The sequence below is a fragment of the Sulfitobacter sabulilitoris genome (assembly GCF_005887615.1).
Classification (GTDB): domain Bacteria; phylum Pseudomonadota; class Alphaproteobacteria; order Rhodobacterales; family Rhodobacteraceae; genus Sulfitobacter_E; species Sulfitobacter_E sabulilitoris.
Window position 1 is genome coordinate 50,652 of the sequence record NZ_VANS01000006.1, and the last position, 20,113, is coordinate 70,764.

Here is a 20,113-nt window from a genome sequence, read left to right on the forward strand (position 1 = left end):
AGCCCTGGGAGGGAGCGTTCTTGGACACCGCCGCAGTTCTTCTGAAAGGTCCACGCGATCTCGACGTCGATACCCTGACGCTGACCGCGCCGTGTGCAGGCGACCTGGTGGTGGATATTTTGCACTCCGGTATTTCCACGGGCACGGAAAAACTGTTCTGGTCGGGCCAGATGCCGCCGTTTCCCGGCATGGGGTATCCGCTTGTTCCCGGCTACGAGGCGATGGGCGAGGTGGTCGAGGCCGCCCCCGCGACCGGATTTCGCGCCGGCGATCATGTCTTTGTTCCGGGGGCCAACTGTTATGACGGGGCCTTTGGGCTGTTTGGCGGTGCCGCGGCGCGGGTCATCACCGATGCGGCCCGTGTCACCCGAATCGATGCCGGGTTCGGGGCCGAAGGCGCCCTGTTGGCGCTGGCCGCAACGGCGCGCCATGCGATGGCCGGGCTGAACAAGGCCGTGCCGGACCTGATCGTGGGCCATGGCGTTCTGGGCCGGTTGCTGGCGCGACTGACCATCGCGGCGGGCGCGCCCGCTCCGACGGTCTGGGATATTGATCCGACCCGCCGTGGCGATGCGCGCGGATACGCGGTTCTGGCGCCCGAGGATGACACCCGGCGCGATTACACTTCGATCTACGATGTGTCAGGCTCTGTCGCGGCGATTGGCGACCTGATCGGTCGCCTCGCCAAGGGCGGCGAGATCGTGCTGGCCGGGTTTTATTCCGATCCCATCAGCTTTGCCTTCCCGCCCGCCTTCATGAAGGAGGCGCGTTTTCGCGTCTCCGCGGAATGGACCCATGATGATCTGCGGGCAACGCGCGCGCTGGTGGAATCCGGTGCGTTGTCCCTGTCGGGGCTGATCACGCACCGGGCCGCCGCCGCAGATGCGCGCGCGGCCTACACGCAAGCCTTCACCGACCCCGAATGCCTGAAAATGATTTTGAACTGGGAGCGTCCATCGTGAAAGACGAAGTGCCGAACCTCAAGGATTTCGATCAACGTCTGCGCGACGAGGCGAACGCCGAACCGACGCTGGAAGTGCCGCAGGGCGAACCCACCAGCAAGACCCAGATCATCGCGATCTACGGCAAGGGCGGGATCGGGAAATCGTTCACGCTTGCCAACCTCAGCTGCATGATGGCCGAACAAGGCAAGCGCGTTCTGCTGATCGGCTGCGACCCGAAATCCGATACGACCAGCCTTTTGTTCGGCGGCAAGGCCTGCCCGACGATCATCGAGACATCCACCCGCAAGAAACTGGCGGGCGAGGAGGTGGCGATCGGCGATGTCTGCTTCAAACGGTCCGGCGTTTTCGCGATGGAACTGGGCGGGCCCGAGGTCGGGCGCGGTTGCGGTGGGCGCGGTATCATCCACGGTTTCGAACTGCTCGAAAAGCTGGGCTTTCACGACTGGGATTTCGACTACGTGCTACTGGATTTCCTGGGCGACGTCGTCTGCGGCGGGTTTGGCCTGCCAATTGCGCGGGACATGGCGCAAAAGGTGATCCTTGTCGCGTCGAATGACCTGCAATCGCTGTATGTTGCCAACAACGTCTGTTCGGCGGTGGAATATTTCCGCAAGCTTGGTGGCAACGTTGGTGTCGCCGGTCTGGTCATCAACAAGGACGACGGCACCGGCGAGGCGGCGGCATTCGCCAAGGCGGTTGATATTCCGGTGCTGGCCGCGATCCCGCAGAACGACGACCTGCGCAAGAAATCCGCGAACTACCAGATCGTCGGCACGGCCCAATCAGGATGGGGCGCGCTCTTTGCCGAGCTTGGCGAAAACGTCGCCGTGGCGCCGCCGGTGCGACCGACGCCGCTGGATCAGGATGGGCTTCTTGGCCTGTTCGACGCGTCCGAGACCGGCGGCGACATCGTGCTGGAACCGGCGACCGACATGGACATGCGCGGAAAGAATTCCAAACCCAAGCCATCGCTCGAGGTCGTTTATGACGACGCATGACGCACCCAAAGGTGCGCTTGAGGTCAGCTATGACCCGGCGGACGACGTGGAGGTGATCAAGGGCCACCCGCACGGCGATCTGTCGCGCGCGCCGGGCGACCAGCCGGATTTGACGCAGGACGGGATCGGTTGCCATTCCGGCGCCGAGTTGGAAAGCGCCGCACGCATGGCGGGCCAGTCCGAGATGCTGGACAAGTTCAGGGCCGATTATCCGACCGGGCCCCACGATCAACCGCAATCGATGTGCCCGGCTTTCGGGTCGCTGCGCGTCGGCCTGCGGATGCGCCGGGTGGCGACCGTGCTGTCGGGGTCGGCCTGCTGCGTCTATGGCCTGACCTTCGTCAGCCATTTCTACGGTGCACGCCGTTCGGTCGGATACGTGCCTTTCAACTCCGAAACGCTGGTGACGGGAAAACTGTTCGAGGACATCCGCGAAAGCGTGCACGATCTGGCGGACCCCGATCGCTATGACGCCGTGGTCGTGACCAACCTGTGCGTGCCAACCGCGAGCGGTGTGCCGTTGCGGTTGCTGCCGCGCGAGATAAACGGAGTGCGCATCGTCGGGATCGACGTGCCGGGGTTCGGCATTCCGACCCATGCCGAGGCCAAGGATGTGCTGGCCGGCGCGATGCTGAACTATGCCCGCGCGGAAATCGCGGCAGGCCCTGTTGCGCGCCCCAGGGGCGGCGCCGAGGACAGGCCCGCCGTCGCCTTGTTGGGAGAGATGTTTCCCGCCGACCCGATGATGATCGGGGCGATGCTGGCCCCCATGGGGCTGGCGGCCGGTCCGGTCGTGCCCTGCCGCGAGTGGCGCGAATTATACGCCGCGCTGGAGTGCGGCGTGGTTGCCGCGATCCATCCGTTCTACACCGCCGCCGTGCGGGAGTTTCAGGCCGCGGGTCGGACTGTGGTCGGCTCTGCCCCGGTCGGTCATGACGGCACGGCGGCCTGGCTTGCCGCGATCGGTGACGCCTACGGCGTGGCCGCAGACAAGGTGGCCGCGGCGCAGAACGCCATGCTGCCCGCGATCAGGGGCGCGCTGGACGCCGCACCGATCGAGGGAACGATCACGCTGTCCGGGTATGAAGGGTCCGAATTGCTGGTCGCGCGTCTGCTGATCGAAAGCGGCGCGGACGTACCCTATGTCGGCACGGCTTGCGCGAAATCGCCATGGTCGGCCGCGGATGCAGACTGGCTGTCGGCGCGCGGGGTCAAGGTGAAATACCGGGCCAGCCTTGAGGACGATTGCGCCGCGATGGAAGCGATCCGGCCCGATCTGGCCATCGGCACGACGCCTGTCGTGCAAAAGGCCAAAGCCAGGGGCATTCCCGCGCTCTACTTCACCAACCTGATTTCGGCGCGGCCGCTGATGGGCCCCGCCGGCGCGGGATCGCTGGCCGAGGTGATCAACGCCGCCATCGGCAATCGCGATCGCATGTCCCGAATGAAGGCGTTTTTCGAGGGTGTGGGCGAAGGAGACACCGCCGGTATCTGGGAAGGCGATCCGAACCTGCGTCCCGATTTTCGCGCCCAGCATCAAAAGAAGATCGACAAACTGGCGCGCGCGGCCAAGGCGCAGGAGATGATCTGATGGCGGACTGCGTGACATATCGCCCCTTGGGGGCCAACCCCCAAACCCCCGCGGTATTTATGCCATCTGGAAGACAGGGGAGCGCGATCTGATGCTGGTCACGGATCACGATCGTGCGGGCGGCTATTGGGGCGCTGTCTATGCGTTTTGCGCCGTCAAGGGATTGCAGGTCGTGATCGACGGGCCCGTCGGTTGCGAGAACCTGCCGGTGACGAGCGTGTTGCATTATACCGATGCCCTGCCGCCGCATGAGTTGCCCATCGTGGTGACCGGGCTGGGCGAGGGCGAGATGGGCGCGGGCACCGAGGACGCGATGAAGCGGGCGTGGAAAACGCTGGATCCGGCGCTGCCCGCGGTCGTTGTGACCGGGTCGATTGCCGAGATGATCGGCGGTGGCGTGACGCCGCAAGGCACCAATATCCAGCGGTTCCTGCCGCGCACCATCGACGAGGATCAGTGGCAATCGGCGGATCGCGCGATGACCTGGATCTTTACCGAGTTCGGGATGACCAAGGGCCGGATGCCGCCCGAGAGGAAACGCGACGCGGATGCGCGTCCGCGCGTCAATATCCTTGGGCCGATGTATGGCACCTTCAACATGCCCAGCGACCTGGCCGAAATCCGGCGTCTGGTCGAAGGAATCGGCGCCGAGGTCAACATGGTCATGCCGTTGGGCGCGCATCTGGCGGAGATGCGGAATCTGGTAAATGCGGATGTGAACATCTGCATGTACCGCGAGTTCGGGCGCGGGTTGAGCGAGCTTCTTGCCAAGCCGTATCTGCAAGCCCCGATAGGGATCGAGAGCACCACCAAATTCCTGCGCGCACTGGGGAATTTGCTGGGCCTCGATCCCGAACCCTTCATCGCCCGCGAAAAGCATTCGACCATCAAGCCGGTCTGGGATCTGTGGCGTTCGGTGACGCAGGATTTCTTTGCCACCGCGTCCTTTGCGATCGTCGCGAGCGAGACCTATGCGCGTGGCATCCGGATGTTCCTGGAGGAGGACATGGGTCTGCCTTGTGCCTTTGCCGTCGCGCGCACGGCGGGACAGAAGACCAACAACGACGAGGTTCGCGCCCTGATGGGGCAAAAGCGCCCGTTGATCGTGATGGGGTCGATCAATGAAAAGATGTACCTGTCCGAGTTGAAGGCCGGGCACGGGCCGAGCCCCGCGTTCATTCCCGCGAGCTTTCCCGGCGCCGCGATCCGGCGGCACACCGGCACGCCCTTCATGGGGTATGCGGGCGCCACCTACCTGGTGCAGGAAGTCTGCAACGGGTTGTTCGACGCGCTGTTTCACATTCTGCCCCTGGGCACCGAAATGGATGCGGCGGAGGCGACCCCCACGACCTTGCGCCGCGATTTGCCGTGGGATGCCGACGCGCAGGCGATGCTGGACCGCCTTGTTGCATCGCACCCCATACTGACACGGATTTCCGCCGCGAAAATGCTTCGCGATGCGGCAGAAAAGGCGGCACTTGCCGCGGGAGACGCGTGTGTATCGCTTGGAACGGTACGCGCCTTGGACCCGGCACGTGCCGGGAATGATCGGGAGGATCAAAGATGACTGACATGACATCAGGCGGCATGCCGCAGGCGCGCGAACCGCGCAGCCGCAAAAGCCACAACACCGAGTTCATGGTGTATTTCGCGATCATCTTTGTGGCAACGCTGCCGCTGGCCACCCTGACATGGGCGCTGTCGGCGCTGCGCAGCCGCAGCTTTACCGCCAGGGGCCCGATGGCCCGCGCCTGGAGCCAGGCGCGCATCATCACGCCGATGATCTTTTCGGCCTGACCCATTCGATGGGGCTGCAAGCGGGGGGCAAGCCCGCGCGGCCCCGGGGAACACTCTCGGCAACATGTGCGCCTGTCGAGATCCAAGACTGGCCGCCTTGTCAAAGGTGGACAGAGCCCCGAGGGGGGAGACCCCCAAAGGACCCGGCCGCGGGGTGCGCGGCGTCAGCATAACGTTCCGGAGGAATAATTATGGCTGATAATACCGACCTGTCTTTTACAGGTCTCACAGACGAACAGGCGCAAGAATTGCACTCTGTCTACATGAGCGGGCTCTGGCTGTTTTCGGCCGTTGCCGTTGTCGCTCATCTGGCAGTGTTCATCTGGCGCCCGTGGTTCTGAGGAGGGATTAACAAATGGCAAAGTTCTACAAGATCTGGCTCATCTTCGATCCCCGTCGTGTGTTTGTCGCACAGGGCGTTTTCCTTTTCCTGCTGGCGGCGATGATTCACCTCGTCCTGCTCAGCACGGAGCATTTCAACTGGTTCGAACTGGCGGCTCAAAAAGCCGCGATGTGACGTGGTGCCCCCGGCATGGGGGGCGCGCGACCCAGCTTGACGTGACAGCAAGCACAGCTGCGGGCGGACAAGATGTGCGCCGCCCGCCCGCGGCGAACGATTTGATTTCACGACGGCCTCCGCCTCTCGGATAGGCGCGCCGCAAAACGCGGAGAACATGAAGATGGCGTTGCTCAGCTTCGAAAGAAAATATCGCGTCCGCGGAGGGACGCTGATCGGGGGCGATCTGTTCGACTTCTGGGTGGGGCCCTTTTTCGTGGGCTTTTTCGGGGTCACGACGGTCTTTTTCAGCCTGCTCGGCACGATCCTCATATTCTGGGGGGCCAGTCAGCAGGGCACATTCAATCCTTGGCTTATCAATATAGCGCCCCCTGACCTGAGTTACGGTCTGGCGATGGCGCCGCTGCTGGAAGGCGGGCTTTGGCAGATCATCACCTTCTGCGCCACCGGCGCCTTCATCAGCTGGGCGCTGCGCGAGGTCGAGATTTGCCGCAAGCTTGGCATGGGATATCACGTGCCGGTGGGGTTCGCCGTGGCGATCCTCGCCTATGTGACGCTGACGATATTCCGGCCGCTGCTGATGGGCGCATGGGGGCACGGATTTCCCTACGGCATCTTCAGCCACCTCGATTGGGTCAGCAACACCGGCTACGCCTATCTGCACTTTCACTACAACCCGGCGCATATGCTGGCGGTGACGCTGTTCTTTACCACGACGATCGCGCTGGCGCTGCATGGCGGGCTGATCCTGTCGGCGGCCAACCCCGAAAAGGGCGAAGAGGCCAAGACGCCCGACCACGAGGATACCTTCTTTCGCGATTACATCGGCTATTCGGTCGGCACGCTCGGCATTCACCGGGTGGGGTATCTTCTGGCGCTGAACGCGGTCTTCTTCTCGGCGGTCTGCATCATCATTTCCGGCCCGGTCTGGACCTCCGGGTGGCCCGAGTGGTGGAACTGGTGGCTTGAGCTGCCGATCTGGGGTTCGCAAATTTCCGCAGGAGGGATGTGATCATGCCCGAGTATCAGAACATTTTCACCCAGGTGCAGGTCCAGGGTATTCCCGAGATGGGAATGGACAATGAAAACGAAATGCACCGTGAACGCGTCGGTAAGCCCGGTTTCAGCACGCTGATGGGCCTGATCGGAAACGCACAGCTGGGGCCTGTCTATCTGGGCGTCTACGGCGTGGTGTCCTGCGTGGCCTTCATGGTGTGGTTCAATATCGTGGGCTTTTCCATGCTGGCGCAGGTCGGCTGGTCGATCCCCGAATTCATCCGGCAGCTGTTCTGGCTGGGGTTGGAACCGCCGGGCCCGGAATGGGGCCTGCGGATTCCGCCGCTCAACCAGGGTGGGGCTTGGGTCATCGCGGGCATGTTCTTTGCCATCGGCTGCGGCGCCTGGTTCCTGCGGACCTACAGCCTGGCCAAGGAACACAAGATGGGCAAACACCTTGCCTGGGCCTTTCTGGCGCTCTTGTGGCTGATTTTCGTGCTGAACCTGATCCGGCCCATTCTCATGGGATCCTGGGCGGAGGGCGTGCCCTACGGCATATTCCCGCACCTCGACTGGACCACGGCGTTTTCGATCCGCTACGGCAACCTCTACTACAATCCGTTCCATGCGCTTTCCATCGTGTTCCTCTACGGCTCCGTCCTGCTGTTCGCGATGCATGGCGGCACCATTCTGGCGGTCACCCGCTACGGCGGCGACCGCGAGCTTGAGCAGATCTACGATCGCGGCACGGCCACCGAACGCGCGGCGCTCTTCTGGCGCTGGACGATGGGCTTCAACGCCACGATGGAGGGGATCCACCGCTGGGCGTGGTGGTTCGCGGTGCTCTGTCCGATCACGGGCGGCATCGGCATCCTGCTGACGGGTACGGTCGTCGACAACTGGTTCATCTGGGCGCAGGAACATAACTTTGCGCCGATGTATGACGGGTCGTACGGCTATGAAAACTATGGCTCTTACGAAGCCTTCATCGGGAAGGAGAACTGATCATGCTGCCCAAGTGGTTTGACAAGTGGAACGCGGATCACCCGACGAACGTCTTTGGTCCGGCCATCCTGGTCGGTGTGGTCGGCGGTGCGATCTTTGCCGCGGCTATGGTGGTGACCTGGGGCAATCCGGTGGCTACGTCCAGCCTCCAGACCGGTCCGCGCGGCACCGGCATGTCGGTGCCGGAATTCAACATCGCCCTGGCGGTGCCGGATCCGACCATCGCCTCCTACTATACCGAGGAGCCCTATATCCCCGAGGCTGGCGCGCCGCTGGCCGGGGACATCTATCAGAACGTTCAGGTTCTGGGCGATCTGACCGAGGACAACTTCAACCGCCTGATGGGGGCGATCACGCAATGGGTGTCGCCTGAAGGTGGCTGTGCCTATTGCCACGGCGATGGCGACGTCGAGACATATGGCGAGGACACCCTGTATACCAAGGTCGTCGCGCGCCGCATGATCCAGATGACCCAGAACATCAACGAGAACTGGGCGGGTCACGTGAATGCCAACAAGGAGGTCGGGGTAAACTGTTATTCTTGCCACCGCGGGCAGAATGTACCGTCGGACATCTGGTTCAAGATCACGCCCGTCAACGAACGGGTCGACGGCTGGTCCGCCGTGCAGAACCGGGCCACGTCGCTCAGCCAGGCCACGTCGCTGCCGTCCGGCGCGCTCGAGGCATACCTGACCGACTACGAACCGGTGAACGTGCACGATCTTGAATCGCGTGTCGCGGGAACGCCCGGTGTCGATGTCGCGTCGATACAAAAGACCGAGATGACCTATTCGCTGATGAACTACTTTGCCAACTCGCTGGGTGTGAACTGTGTCTTTTGCCACAACAGCCGCGCGTTCTACGATGGTGGCCAGAACACGCCGCAGTGGGGCACGGCGCTGCTGGGCCGCCAGATGGTGATCGAGATGAACACCGAATACCTTGTCCCGCTGGAGGACGAATACCCTCCGGAACGTCTTGGCCCGATCTACGCCGATGCGCCCAAAGCGGCGTGCAAGACCTGCCACAAAGGCTATCAACAGCCGTTGCAGGGATTGAACGTGATCGCGGACTGGCCTGAATTGGCCACGAGCGAGGCGCCGGTTTACCAATAGGGTCAGGCGGCCTTCCCGTCAGGGGGCCCGCCTGACCCTGCCAGGCACGGACCGCTGGCTTCCTTGGTCCGGGCACGGGGGCAAAGCACCCCGGTTCCTTCCTGTTGGCTACAGGAACCTGGCGTCGCAGTCGAAATCGCTTCGGGTGCGACGCCTTTTCTTTCTGGCGGTGGCGGGCTCGATCCGTCCTGACCCAAAGGATGTGCAGATGACCAGACCCCCCACACCGACCCTTGACCGTATCGCGGGGCCATCGGACCTGCGCCACTTGTCCGACCGGGCGCTTGGCACGCTGGCTGACGAGTTGCGCGCGGATGTGATCGATGCGGTCAGCCGCACGGGCGGGCACCTAGGGTCCAGCCTTGGGGTGGTCGAACTGACCGTGGCGCTGCATGCGGTGTTCGACACGCCGCGCGATAGGCTGATCTGGGACGTCGGTCACCAATGCTATCCGCACAAGATCCTGACGGGCCGACGTGACCGGATGGGCAGCCTGCGTCAGAAGGGCGGTCTGAGCGGATTCACCAAGCGCAGTGAATCCCCCTATGACCCGTTTGGCGCGGCGCATTCCAGCACCTCGATTTCCGCCGCACTCGGGTTCGCGGTGGGGCGGGACATGGGCATGCCGACGGGCGACGCCATAGCCGTGATCGGCGACGGGTCGATCAGCGCGGGCATGGCCTATGAGGCGCTCAACAACGCGGGCGCCGAAGGCCGCCGTCTGTTCGTGATCCTCAATGACAATGAAATGAGCATCGCGCCACCCGTTGGCGCGATGTCGTCTTATCTGTCGAGCCTGTCGCAACAGGGGCCGCTGGCCGGGCTGCGCGCCGTTGCGGAAGGCATGGAGCATATGGCCCCCAAGCCCGTGCGCGACGGAGCGCGGCGGGCGCGCGAACTGATCACCGGGCTGGAAAGCCGCGGCACGTTTTTCGAAGAGCTCGGCTTTGACTACGTCGGGCCGATCGACGGACATGACATGGGTCAGTTGCTGGCGGTTCTGCGCGCGGCGCGGACGCGTGCGACGGGCCCTGTCGTGATCCATTGCTGCACGGTCAAGGGAAGGGGCTATGCGCCCGCCGAAGGGTCGGCGGACAAGTACCACGGCGTTTCGAAATTCGACGTCGGCACCGGGGTGCAGTCAAGGACCAAGGCCAATGCGCCCTCCTACACCTCCGTGTTCGGCACGGCGCTGGCCGACGCTGCGGCGCGCGATCCGGCGATTGTCGCGGTGACGGCGGCGATGCCCTCGGGCACCGGGCTGGACAAGATGGCGGCGCGCTTTCCGGCACGGGTGTTCGACGTCGGAATCGCCGAACAGCACGGTGTGACCTTTGCCGCCGGAATGGCGGCCAGCGGTCTCAAACCGTTTTGCGCGATCTATTCGACGTTCCTTCAGCGGGGCTACGACCAGGTCGTGCACGATGTGGCGCTGCAAGGTCTGCCCGTGCGTTTTGCCATCGACCGGGCGGGCCTTGTCGGCGCGGATGGCGCGACCCACGCGGGGGCGTTCGATATCGGGTATCTGGGCGCCTTGCCGGGCATGGTTGTCATGGCCGCGGCGGACGAAGCGGAATTGGTCCACATGGTCGAAACCGCCGCCGCGCATGACAGCGGGCCCATCGCCTTTCGGTATCCGCGCGGCGCTGGCACGGGTGTGGCGGTGCCCGAACGCGGCGAGGTGCTGCAGATCGGCAAGGGCCGGATGATCCGCGAAGGCACGGGCGAGGTCGCTCTGCTGTCGCTTGGAACACACCTGGGCGAATGCGAGGCCGCGGCGAAGGTGCTGGACAGCCAAGGCATTTCGGTGACGATTGCCGACGCGCGGTTCGCCAAACCGTTGGACATGGCGCTGATCGCGCGTCTGGCCCGCAGCCATGGCGCCTTGATCACGGTCGAGCAGGGCGCCATGGGCGGATTCGGCGCATCGGTCTTGCAAGCGATGGCGGCGCACGGTCTGCTGGATCACGGGTGCCGCGTGCGCTCCATGTGCCTGCCGGATCGTTTCATAGACCAGGCCGGACCGGCGGAAATGTATGCCGACGCGGGTTTGGATGCAGGCGGGATCGTAGCCGCCGTTCGCCGGGTGTTGGGCGGCACCGGCGGGATCGTTGACCTGAAGGCCGCGCGCGACATGATGTGATCGACCCCTTGCGGGCCCGATCGGTTTGCCGCAAAGCGCGCCGCCCGCAGCGTGAGCTTCAGGCGGATGCAGCCCGCGCCGTGGCCGTGGCGCGTGCGCGGGCTTCCTCGGCAAGGTCCGGCAGGCCGGTTTTCGTGTATATCTCCGCAAGGAGCAGGTTCAGCGGCACGCCGTCCGGATCGTAGGTGCGGCGCATTTCAAGCACCTGTTGCGCGGCCGATGCGCGCCCGTCCTGCACGAGTGCGTCTAGGTGGATCTGCTCGAAGAGGTCGCGTTGTGCGTGGCTGCCTCCGCATTCGGCCATGCGCGGCAGCGCCGCACCCAGATCGCGGATCGCGGTTGCCCAGTCTCCGGAAGTATGCGCCAGGATGCCGGTCGCCGCAGGCAGTGCAACCTCGGCCCAGGCGGGATGATCGAAACGGGTCGTATCGGCCGCGCGCGCCCGGATCGCCTGCATCAGGTTGTCCGCCTCTGCCCGGTGTGTGCGTCCGAGCGCATAGAGGTATTGCAGGGTCAGGAACGGATTGACCGTGTCGGCGCCTCGGGCGGCCACATGGTCGGCGACGTCGGCCCAGCGGTTCCCGACCTGAACGCCGGCGAATTCCATGCGCGCCAACAACGAGACCGCGCCGACCTGATCCTGGCTGTAATCCTTGGCCAGACCCCAGATATGCGTGTCATAGGCGGCGCGCACATCGTCGTGTCGCCCAAGGCTGAGGTAGAACAACGCCAGATGCCACCAGTTGTGGCTGCGCATGAAGGAATTCAGGGGCGTCCAGGTGTCCGCCACCGCTTCGAGGAACGCAGCACCTTCGGCGGTGCGGCCTTGCGTCAGCATGACATGCGCCAGCGCGTGATGGGCCCAGGGCTCGTCGTGGCGCAGCGACATGGCATGGCGCGCGGCGGTCTCGGCGCGGTCCAGCAGGTGGCACTGTTCATAGCCGAAGGCGATCATGCCGTGCGTATAGGGGATATCGGCGGCCCCCGGCAAAGCCTTGAGCGCCACCTTGAGCATCGCGGGCGCGTCGCCAAGATTGAATAGGTGATATTGAGCCAGCTTGAGCATGGCCATGTCCCGTGGGTGATCCGTCAGGATGTCATCGCAGGCCGCGACGGAGGCAGGCACGTCGCCATCGATCCAGTGGCGAATTGCGGCGACGACCTGCCGTTCGCGGGGCGTCGCGGCTTTCTCCGTCGCCTCGGCGATGCACAGGAAGGGTTCGGCCTTGGCCGGGGCGACGGGCGCTTCGAGGAACATCCAAAGCATCGCGGCGTAGGCATTGGCAAGACAGCACTCCGGGTCGGCCTGAGCCGCGGCGATTATGCCGGTCGCCTTTTGCTCGTAGGCAATAAAGCCATGGATGAAATCGTTGATTGCGGTCAAAGTGTCGGGCCCTGCGCCGGTCACAGGCAGGCCATAGATGTCATGGGTCATTGGGCACCTTCGATCGGGTGGTCATCAGTAAAGCGACGCAGGTGAAGGGCAACGGCACCGGGTGCATCCCAGTGGATGGAATGACCCGCGTTGGCGACGACAGTGGTGGGTGTATCGCGCAGAACGGTCTGCGCCAGGGCCGGAGGGACCAGCAGGTCGTCATTGGCCAGCAGCGCCTGCGTGGGACAGCGCGGAAGGAGACCTGCGGGGTCAAAGCCGTCGAGAGCGGCAAGCTGATGCGCCATCGCTTCGACGCTTTGCGCATGAGGATAGGCCAATGCGGCGGCTGCGGCATCATCCACCGCGCCGGGAACGTCATAGACCGACGACGCAAAAAGCCAGGGAAAGAACGCCCGCAGCCAGGTGTCGGGCGGCGCATCGCTTTTCCGGATCTCCACGAGGGTCTGGAACAGGGCGATGTTTCGGCTGAGCCGAAGCGGGGCGGAGGCCGCGAGGGTCAGCGTTGCCACGCGCTCCGGCGCCATCTGCGCAAGCTGCATCCCGATCATGCCCCCCATAGAATGACCCAGGACATGGGCGGGACCGGTGCCCAGATGGTGCAGCAAGGCAGCGCAGTCGCGCGCATAGATCGGAACGGAAACCGGCGCGTCCCAAGGCCGGGTGCGCCCGGTGCTGCGATTGTCGGGGCGGATCAGCGTATAGTGGTCGCGCAACAGTGGCACGAGAGGGGCCCAGCTTGCGCTGTCGCTTGCCATGCCGGCAATCAGCATCAGCGGCGGGCCGGTGCCGTCAATCTCGAAGTGCAGCGTTGCATCCGCCAGATCCAGTTCAGGCATTGAGATTGCTCCAGCAGGCCAGAAGATCGCCTTTGGCGGGGCGAGCCGCAAAGACCGACCGTGCGATTGCGCGCGACAGGCACAAGGCCGCCGCGTGACCGATCAGGCCCAGATCCTGATCCGGACGGGGCATGTCACGCGCACCGGTGGAGAGCGCAAACACCAGATCACCGTCAGCGGGCATATGCGCGGGCAGGCAGGCACGCGCTATCCCGTCATGCGCCGCGACGGCGACCCGCTGGCATTGCGATTTGGTAAGCCGTGCGTCGGTGGCGACGATGGCAATGGTGGTATTGGCCCTTTCGCGCATCGCAGTCATCTTGCGGCTGTCGAGCGTGCGGCCAAGGCCGCTTGCGGGATCGGGGCCCAGGCCCCCGAATTCGCCATCCACTTCGAAGGGCGCGGCATAGAAATGGCGATCGCCGGGGGTGGTGACCGCGCCGACGGGGTTGGCCGCGACGAGGGCTCCGACCATCGTGCCGTCGGGCAGTCGAAACGAAGCCGAGCCGAGCCCGCCCTTGAGCATTGCAGTCAGCGCGCCGGTTCCGGCGCCGACGCTGCCGATGGCAAAATCCGACGTGGCGGCGTCGAGAGCGGAGCGGCCCAGAGCGCGGTAGGGATTATCGACCCAGTCCTTGTTGCCGCCGTTGAGCAGATCAAACAGGATGGCGCCGGGAACCAGCGGGATGATCGCGGGCCCGACCCGGTAGCCGCGGCCCAGAGCGCGCAACCCGTCCACGACGCCCGAACAGGCATCAAGCCCAAAGGCCGACCCGCCCGACAGCACCAGCGCATCGACCGCCGCGACCGATTTGTCAGGCGCCAGCAGATCGGTTTCGCGTGTACCGGGCGCGCCGCCCATGACGTGGACCGAGGCGGTGAACGGCGCATCGCCGGTCAGCACCGTGACGCCCGATTTCAACGCGGTGTCCTGTGCATTTCCGACACGCAGCCCTGCGACATCGGTAATGAGGTTTCGCGGACCCGGCGTCATGAGCTGCCGTCAAACGGTGCGCGCTGCGCCCGCAAGAGAGTCTTTGATGTGCCTCCGGCGGAGGTATTTGGAGCCAAATGAAACATCTCAGATCCCTGGTGCGATCGTGGCGATGGCCTGATTTCCGGCAGCGGGCATCATATGCACCGGCCTCCGTCAACTTCAAGGGCGACGCCGGTGATCATGCTGGCCTCGTCAGAGCACAGGAACAAGGCCGCATTGCCCATGTCCTCGGGTTGGGAAAACCGGCCCAGGGGGATGGTGGAGAGGAATTTGGCGCGCATTTCCGGCGTGTCCTCGCCCATGAAGGATTTCAAAAGAGGTGTCTCGCCCGCGACAGGGTTGAGCGCGTTGACGCGCACGCCGGAGGGGGCCAGTTCCACGGCCATCGCCTTGGTCGCCGTGATCATCCAGCCCTTGGAGGCGTTGTACCAATTGAGCCGGGGACGGGGGGAGACGCCGGCGGTCGATGCCACGTTGAGGATCGCCCCCGCGCCGCGGGATTTCATGTGCGGCACCAGCGCACGGGCGGTGAGATAGACGGATTTCATGTTCACCGCCACGACACGGTCAAAGTCATCCTCGCTGACGTCTTCCATCATCGCGGGCAAATGCGTGATGCCCGCGTTATTGATGAGGATATCGACGTGGTCCCAGGTCTCGAGCGCGGTTCTGGCCATCGTGTTGATCGACGCACCGTTGGAGACGTCGACCTGATGCGACATGGCATGGTCGCCCATCTGTGACGCAAGATCCGCGGCGCCGTCGCCGTTCAGGTCCGCGATCATCACGCGCGCGCCCTCGGACAGGAACCTGCGCACGATGCCCGCCCCGAAGCCGGAGGCGCCTCCGGTGACAATTGCGGTTTTTCCGGTCAGTCGCATGACGTGTCCTTTCTATCCGTGATAAGCGGCAACGGTTTTCAGGGTTGAAAAGCCGTAGAGCGCCTCGAACCCTTTTTCACGACCGTGCCCCGATTTTCCGACACCGCCGAAGGGTAGTTCGACCCCACCGCCGGCGCCGTAGTTGTTGATGAACACCTGACCGGATTTCAACGCCTTTGCCAAGCGCATCTGGCGTGCGCCGTTCGCGGTCCAGATGCTTGCGACAAGCCCGTAGTCGGTGCCGTTGGCGATCGCGACGGCATCGTCCTCGGTGTCGAAGGGGATGATCACCTGAACCGGGCCGAAAATTTCGTCGCGTGCCAGCGCGTGATCCGGCGGCACATCGGCAAAGAGCGTCGGGCGCACGTAGGATCCGGTTTCGGGCGCATCGATCAAGGTGCCCTGGCCGACGATTGTCAGGTCCATCCCGCGCGCAATGAACCCTTCGACGATGTGTTTTTGCCGGTCGGAGATCAGCGGGCCAACACGACGATCCTGCAAGGCGGGGCCCACGCTGAGCGCGTCATATTCCTTGGCCATACGGTCACGTACTGTGGCGTAGACGCCGCGCTGCACCAGAATGCGTGATGAGGCCGAGCAGGTCTGGCCGGCGTTCTGGATGCCGGCATTCACGAGAAAGGGCAGCGCCGCATCGAGATCGGCATCGTCGAATACGAGCTGGGGCGACTTGCCGCCAAGTTCAAGCGTCACGGGCACCACGTTGCGCCCCGCCGCCTGCTGGATCAACGCGCCGGTCCTGACCGAGCCGGTAAAGCTGATGTGCTGCACCTCGGCGTGACCCGACAGTGCCGCACCTGCTTCGGCACCCAGACCCGGCACCACGTTGAGGGCGCCCGGCGGCAGCCCCGCCTCCAGACAGATATTGGCAAAGGCCAGCGCCGTGAGGCAGGCTTCCTCGGCCGGTTTGAGAACGCAGGCGTTGCCCATCGCGAGCGCCGCCCCGACGGACCGGCCGATGATCTGCATCGGATAGTTCCAGGGGACGATGTGGCCGGTCACACCGTGCGGTTCGCGCAGGGTATAGACGGTGTAGCCATCCAGGTATGGAAGAGTTTCCCCATGCACCTTGTCCGCCGCGCCCCCGTAGAATTCCATGTAGCGCGCCAGCGCAATGGCATCGGCGCGGGCCTGACCGAGGGGCTTGCCGACGTCCATGGCCTCAAGCAGTGCCAGGTCTTCGACGCGCTCGAGCACCAACTGGCCTATGCGCGTCAGGATCCGGCCCCGTTCCAACGCCGAACGTTGACCCCACAGCCCGCCGAGCGCCATTTGCGCCGCCGTGACCGCGCCATTGATATCGTCGATGCCGCCGCGCGCGATACGTACCAGTTCTGACCCGTCGGAGGGGTTGGTGAGCGGCAGCGTGTCGCCGCTTGCCGGCTCGACCCAGGTGCCGCCGATCAGGCAACGGTCGGTGTCGAACCAAAGAACGTCTTGGATGTCAGGCATGTGTATCGCTCCGTCTCAAGGCCGCCAGATCGGGAAGTTGCGGCACAGCGTCGATCAGGGTCTTGGTGTAGGGGTGCCGGGGGGCGGAAAACACGGTTTCGGTCGGTCCGTCCTCGACGATCTTGCCGTCGCGCATCACCAGCACGCGGTCTGTGACACTGCGCACGACGCTTAGGTCGTGGCTGATGAAAAGATACGTCAGGTCATACTCGCGGCACAGATCCGCCAGAAGATCGAGAATTTGCGCGCGCACGGACACATCCAGCGCGCTGACCGCCTCGTCCAGCACGATAAGATCGGGCCGGATGATCAGCGCGCGCGCAATCGCGATACGCTGACGCTGGCCACCGGAAAATTCGTGGATGTATTTGTGCGCGTCGTCCGGCGACAGGCCGACGGCGCGCAGGGCCTCGGCGATCGCGTCGCGCCGCGCGGATTTTCGCGGCGGGTCGGTCAAAAGGTGAAACGGCTCGGTAATCAAACGCTCGACCCGGTGGCGGGGGTTGAAGCTGCCGAAGGGATCCTGAAACACCACCTGCATCCGGCGGCGCACCGCAAGGTTGGGTCGCGTGCCAGAAAAAACCGGATCGCCGCCCAGCGTGATGGATCCCTCCTGTACCGGCTCCAGCCCGAGAATGGCGCGGGTCAGGGTCGATTTCCCACACCCCGATTCCCCGACGAGGCCCAGCCGTTCGCCGCGCTGCAGGGTAAAGCTGACGTCATCGACCGCGCGGAACGTGCCCGGCGCCCCGAAGACGCGGCTGCGCGGCAACCGGTAATCGCGGCTGACATGGCTGACCTCGAGCAGCGGTTCGGGCGCCGGGGCAGGGGGCAGGTTGACACGATGGGAAGACGCCGCAAACAGCATCCGGGTGTAGGGGTGCTGCATCCCGGTCAGCAGCGCGCCGGTGGGGGCCTGTTCGACGATGCCGCCATTTTGCATGACCACGATCCGGTCCGCCATATCCGCCACCACGGCCAGGTCATGGGTGATCATCAAGAGCCCCATGTCGAAATCGCGCGCCAGATCCCGAAGCAGGTCGAGGATCTGTGCCTGGGTCGTCACATCCAGTGCCGTGGTCGGTTCATCGGCGATCAGCAATCTGGGGTGGCGCGCAATGGCCATTGCAATGACGACACGCTGGCGCTGTCCGCCAGAAAGCTCGTGCGGATAGCGCGAGAGCGGAAACCGGTCGGTGGGCAGACCCACGCGGGCCAGCATGTCGCGCGCCTGATCCTCGGCCTTGGCGGCGGTGGTGCGATCGTGGATCAGGATAGTCTCTGCCACCTGTGCGCCGATCGTCTGGACCGGGTTCAGCGCGGTCATCGGTTCCTGGAACACCATGCCGATGTCGTTGCCGCGGATCCCGCACATGGCGCGTTCTGAAGTGGCAAGCAAATCACGGTCGCCCAGCATGATGCGCCCCGTGGTCCGGGCGCCCTTGGGCAAAAGCCCCATTACGGCCATCGCTGTCATCGACTTGCCCGACCCGCTTTCGCCGGTGATCGCGACGATTTCGCCCTTGGTGACGCTCAGGCTGACATCCTGCAACACCGGAAAACCGTGGATCGCCAGTGACAGGGTCTGAATGTCCAAAAGGGTCATACGCGGGCCACGCGCAGCCGTGGATCGAGGTAGTCGCGCAATCCGTCGCCCAGGAGATTGAGCCCCAGCACCGTCACGATGATCGCGCAACCGGGGATCAGGGCCATGTGGGGGGCAATGCTGACCAGGGTCTGTGCATCGGCCAGCATCCGGCCCCAGCTTGGCGTCGGCGGCTGCGCGCCAAGACCGACATAGCTCAGCCCCGCTTCGGCCAGGATGCCGAGGCTGAACTGGATCGTGCCCTGGACGATCAGCAGGTTCATCACGTTGGGCAGGATATGTTCAGCCGAGATCCGCATTGCGGATTTGCCCGCCACACGGGCCGCCATGATGAATTCGCGCTCCCACAGCGACAGTGCCGCGCCGCGGGTGATGCGGGCAAAGACCGGCACGTTGAAGATGCCGATGGCGATGATCGCGTTGACCGCGCCCGCGCCAAAGACCGCCGTGATCAAAATCGCGATGACGATTGCCGGAAAGGCAAAGATCAGGTCGTTGCCGCGCATGATCAGTTCATCCAGCAGCGATCCCTTGCGTGCCGCCGCCCAAAGGCCCAGCGGCACACCCAGCCCCATGCCGATGCTGACCGCCACCAACGCCACGGCAATCGACGTGCGCGCGCCGACCATGACCATGCTCAGGATGTCGCGGCCGAAATGGTCGGTTCCCAGCAGATGCGTCGCGCCGGGCGTCTGCAGTTTGGCGGGGATGTTCAGGGCGGCATGATCGAACGGCGTCCAGACGAACGACATCGCCGCGGCCAACACCACGATCGCCGACAGGGCGGCCCCGATGATCAGATTTCGCTTCATGTGCGCGACCGCAAGCGCGGATCTACGGCGGCATAGGCCAGATCGACCGCGAAATTGACCACGATCACCGCGAACACCAGCAACATCACCACCGATTCCACCACGATCAGATCCCGCGCCGAGATCGATTGAAACACCAGCCGCCCCAGGCCGGGCAGATAGAACACCTGTTCGATGATGATCCCTCCGGCCAGCAGAAAGGAGAATTGCAGTCCGATGATGGTCAGGACCGGGATCAGCGCATTGCGCAGCCCGTGCCGCCACAGCGTTTGCCGCGCCGAAAGCCCCTTGGCCCGCGCGGTGCGCATGTAATCTTCTCCCAGCACATCCAGCAGCGCCGAGCGCATGACCCGTGCCAGGATCGCCGCCTGCGGCAAGGCCAGTGAAATCGCAGGCAGGGTCAGCGAATGAAGACCGGCCCAAAGCCCCTTGTCCCAACCGGCAAAGCCCCCGGCGGAAAACCATCGCAGGTTGATGGCGAACACCAGAACCAGCATCATCGCGAACCAGAAGTTCGGAATGGCGATACCAAGCTGCGTGGCGCCCATCACTCCGATGTCCCCCGCCTGTCCCCGGCGCGACGCCGCGAATATCCCGGCGGGAAAGGCAATGAGCGTGCTCAGGGTCAGCGCATAGAGCGCCAGGGGCAAGGACACCCAAAGCCGCGCCGCGATCATTTCCGTGACCGGAGTGCGGTAGGTGTAGGACATTCCGAAATCCCCCGACGCCATCCCGCCGACCCATGACAGATAGCGTTGCCACTTGGGCACATCGAGCCCCAGTTCGGCCCGCAGCGCGGCAACGGTTTCGGGTTGCGCGTTCAGTCCCAGCATAAAGGAGGCCGGATCGCCGGGGGCCACCTCGATAACGACGAAAATGACCAGCGACGCAATCGCGAGGCTGATGAACAGGGACAGCAGACGTTTGAGCGAATAGCGCAGCATTGCGCAAAGGTTAGGCCGCGTGCGCGCCATGGTCCAGCATGGTT

Annotated in this window: 19 protein-coding genes; 11 read left to right on the plus strand and 8 right to left on the minus strand. The window is 64.4% G+C overall.

Features of this window, described 5'->3' with window-relative positions:
- The first annotated feature begins 20 nt into the window (after positions 1-20).
- The 11 genes from bchC (at position 21) to dxs (ending at position 11,127) form a co-directional block, all read left to right on the plus strand.
- Positions 21-962, plus strand: coding sequence for a chlorophyll synthesis pathway protein BchC (gene bchC, locus FDT80_RS17120; RefSeq protein WP_138663553.1), 942 nt, complete (start codon positions 21-23; stop codon positions 960-962).
- Positions 923-1,963 carry a chlorophyllide a reductase iron protein subunit X gene (locus FDT80_RS17125; RefSeq protein WP_425472040.1) on the plus strand — a complete coding sequence of 347 codons (1,041 nt, stop codon included), beginning with the start codon at positions 923-925 and terminating at the stop codon, positions 1,961-1,963. Before bchC ends, FDT80_RS17125 begins: the two co-directional genes overlap by 40 nt.
- Positions 1,950-3,554 carry a chlorophyllide a reductase subunit Y gene (bchY, locus tag FDT80_RS17130; RefSeq protein ID WP_138663555.1) on the plus strand — a complete coding sequence of 535 codons (1,605 nt, stop codon included), beginning with the start codon at positions 1,950-1,952 and terminating at the stop codon, positions 3,552-3,554. The genes FDT80_RS17125 and bchY overlap by 14 nt, the downstream gene beginning before the upstream one ends.
- Positions 3,555-3,645: 91 nt before the next feature.
- Positions 3,646-5,121, plus strand: coding sequence for a chlorophyllide a reductase subunit Z (gene bchZ / locus FDT80_RS17135; RefSeq protein ID WP_138663556.1), 1,476 nt, complete (start codon positions 3,646-3,648; stop codon positions 5,119-5,121).
- Complete coding sequence (gene pufQ / locus FDT80_RS17140) at positions 5,118-5,351, plus strand: cytochrome PufQ (protein ID WP_170311921.1); 234 nt, start codon at positions 5,118-5,120, stop codon at positions 5,349-5,351. The genes bchZ and pufQ overlap by 4 nt, the downstream gene beginning before the upstream one ends.
- A gap of 191 nt (positions 5,352-5,542) precedes the next feature.
- Positions 5,543-5,692, plus strand: coding sequence for a light-harvesting antenna LH1, beta subunit (gene pufB / locus FDT80_RS17145; RefSeq protein WP_138663557.1), 150 nt, complete (start codon positions 5,543-5,545; stop codon positions 5,690-5,692).
- Between the two features lie 14 nt (positions 5,693-5,706).
- On the plus strand, positions 5,707-5,868 hold the full coding sequence (gene pufA / locus FDT80_RS17150; protein WP_068289567.1) for a light-harvesting antenna LH1, alpha subunit: 162 nt from the start codon (positions 5,707-5,709) through the stop codon (positions 5,866-5,868).
- A 163-nt stretch (positions 5,869-6,031) separates the two neighbouring features.
- Entirely contained in the window at positions 6,032-6,880 is an 849-nt protein-coding gene (gene pufL, locus FDT80_RS17155) for a photosynthetic reaction center subunit L (RefSeq protein WP_138663614.1), read from the plus strand.
- Between the two features lie 2 nt (positions 6,881-6,882).
- Positions 6,883-7,869, plus strand: coding sequence for a photosynthetic reaction center subunit M (gene pufM / locus FDT80_RS17160; RefSeq protein WP_170311922.1), 987 nt, complete (start codon positions 6,883-6,885; stop codon positions 7,867-7,869).
- 2 nt (positions 7,870-7,871) lie between these two features.
- Complete coding sequence (pufC, locus tag FDT80_RS17165) at positions 7,872-8,984, plus strand: photosynthetic reaction center cytochrome PufC (RefSeq protein ID WP_138663559.1); 1,113 nt, start codon at positions 7,872-7,874, stop codon at positions 8,982-8,984.
- A gap of 208 nt (positions 8,985-9,192) precedes the next feature.
- A complete protein-coding gene (gene dxs, locus FDT80_RS17170; RefSeq protein WP_138663560.1) occupies positions 9,193-11,127 on the plus strand; it encodes a 1-deoxy-D-xylulose-5-phosphate synthase in 1,935 nt (644 codons plus the stop codon).
- A 58-nt stretch (positions 11,128-11,185) separates the two neighbouring features.
- On the opposite strand, the gene FDT80_RS17175 is transcribed toward dxs, so the two are convergent.
- The 8 genes from FDT80_RS17175 to FDT80_RS17210 all read right to left on the minus strand — a co-directional run bounded on the left by FDT80_RS17175 (position 11,186) and on the right by FDT80_RS17210 (position 20,069).
- Positions 11,186-12,562 carry a tetratricopeptide repeat protein gene (locus FDT80_RS17175; RefSeq protein ID WP_138663561.1) on the minus strand — a complete coding sequence of 459 codons (1,377 nt, stop codon included), beginning with the start codon at positions 12,560-12,562 and terminating at the stop codon, positions 11,186-11,188.
- Positions 12,559-13,359 (minus strand): alpha/beta fold hydrolase, encoded by an 801-nt coding sequence (locus FDT80_RS17180; protein ID WP_138663562.1) that lies wholly within the window; start codon positions 13,357-13,359, stop codon positions 12,559-12,561. Before FDT80_RS17180 ends, FDT80_RS17175 begins: the two co-directional genes overlap by 4 nt.
- Positions 13,352-14,353 (minus strand): P1 family peptidase, encoded by a 1,002-nt coding sequence (locus tag FDT80_RS17185; RefSeq protein ID WP_138663563.1) that lies wholly within the window; start codon positions 14,351-14,353, stop codon positions 13,352-13,354. Before FDT80_RS17185 ends, FDT80_RS17180 begins: the two co-directional genes overlap by 8 nt.
- Positions 14,354-14,490: 137 nt before the next feature.
- Positions 14,491-15,237, minus strand: a complete 747-nt coding sequence (locus tag FDT80_RS17190) for an SDR family oxidoreductase (RefSeq protein WP_138663564.1) — start codon at positions 15,235-15,237, stop codon at positions 14,491-14,493.
- Positions 15,238-15,249: 12 nt separating this feature from the next.
- Positions 15,250-16,707: an aldehyde dehydrogenase family protein gene (locus FDT80_RS17195; RefSeq protein WP_138663565.1), complete on the minus strand. Its 1,458-nt coding sequence runs from the start codon at positions 16,705-16,707 to the stop codon at positions 15,250-15,252.
- Positions 16,700-18,313: an ABC transporter ATP-binding protein gene (locus FDT80_RS17200; RefSeq protein ID WP_138663566.1), complete on the minus strand. Its 1,614-nt coding sequence runs from the start codon at positions 18,311-18,313 to the stop codon at positions 16,700-16,702. Before FDT80_RS17200 ends, FDT80_RS17195 begins: the two co-directional genes overlap by 8 nt.
- Positions 18,310-19,125 (minus strand): ABC transporter permease, encoded by an 816-nt coding sequence (locus FDT80_RS17205; protein WP_138663567.1) that lies wholly within the window; start codon positions 19,123-19,125, stop codon positions 18,310-18,312. Before FDT80_RS17205 ends, FDT80_RS17200 begins: the two co-directional genes overlap by 4 nt.
- On the minus strand, positions 19,122-20,069 hold the full coding sequence (locus tag FDT80_RS17210) for an ABC transporter permease (RefSeq protein ID WP_138663568.1): 948 nt from the start codon (positions 20,067-20,069) through the stop codon (positions 19,122-19,124). The genes FDT80_RS17205 and FDT80_RS17210 overlap by 4 nt, the downstream gene beginning before the upstream one ends.
- Between the last annotated feature and the right edge of the window lie 44 nt (positions 20,070-20,113).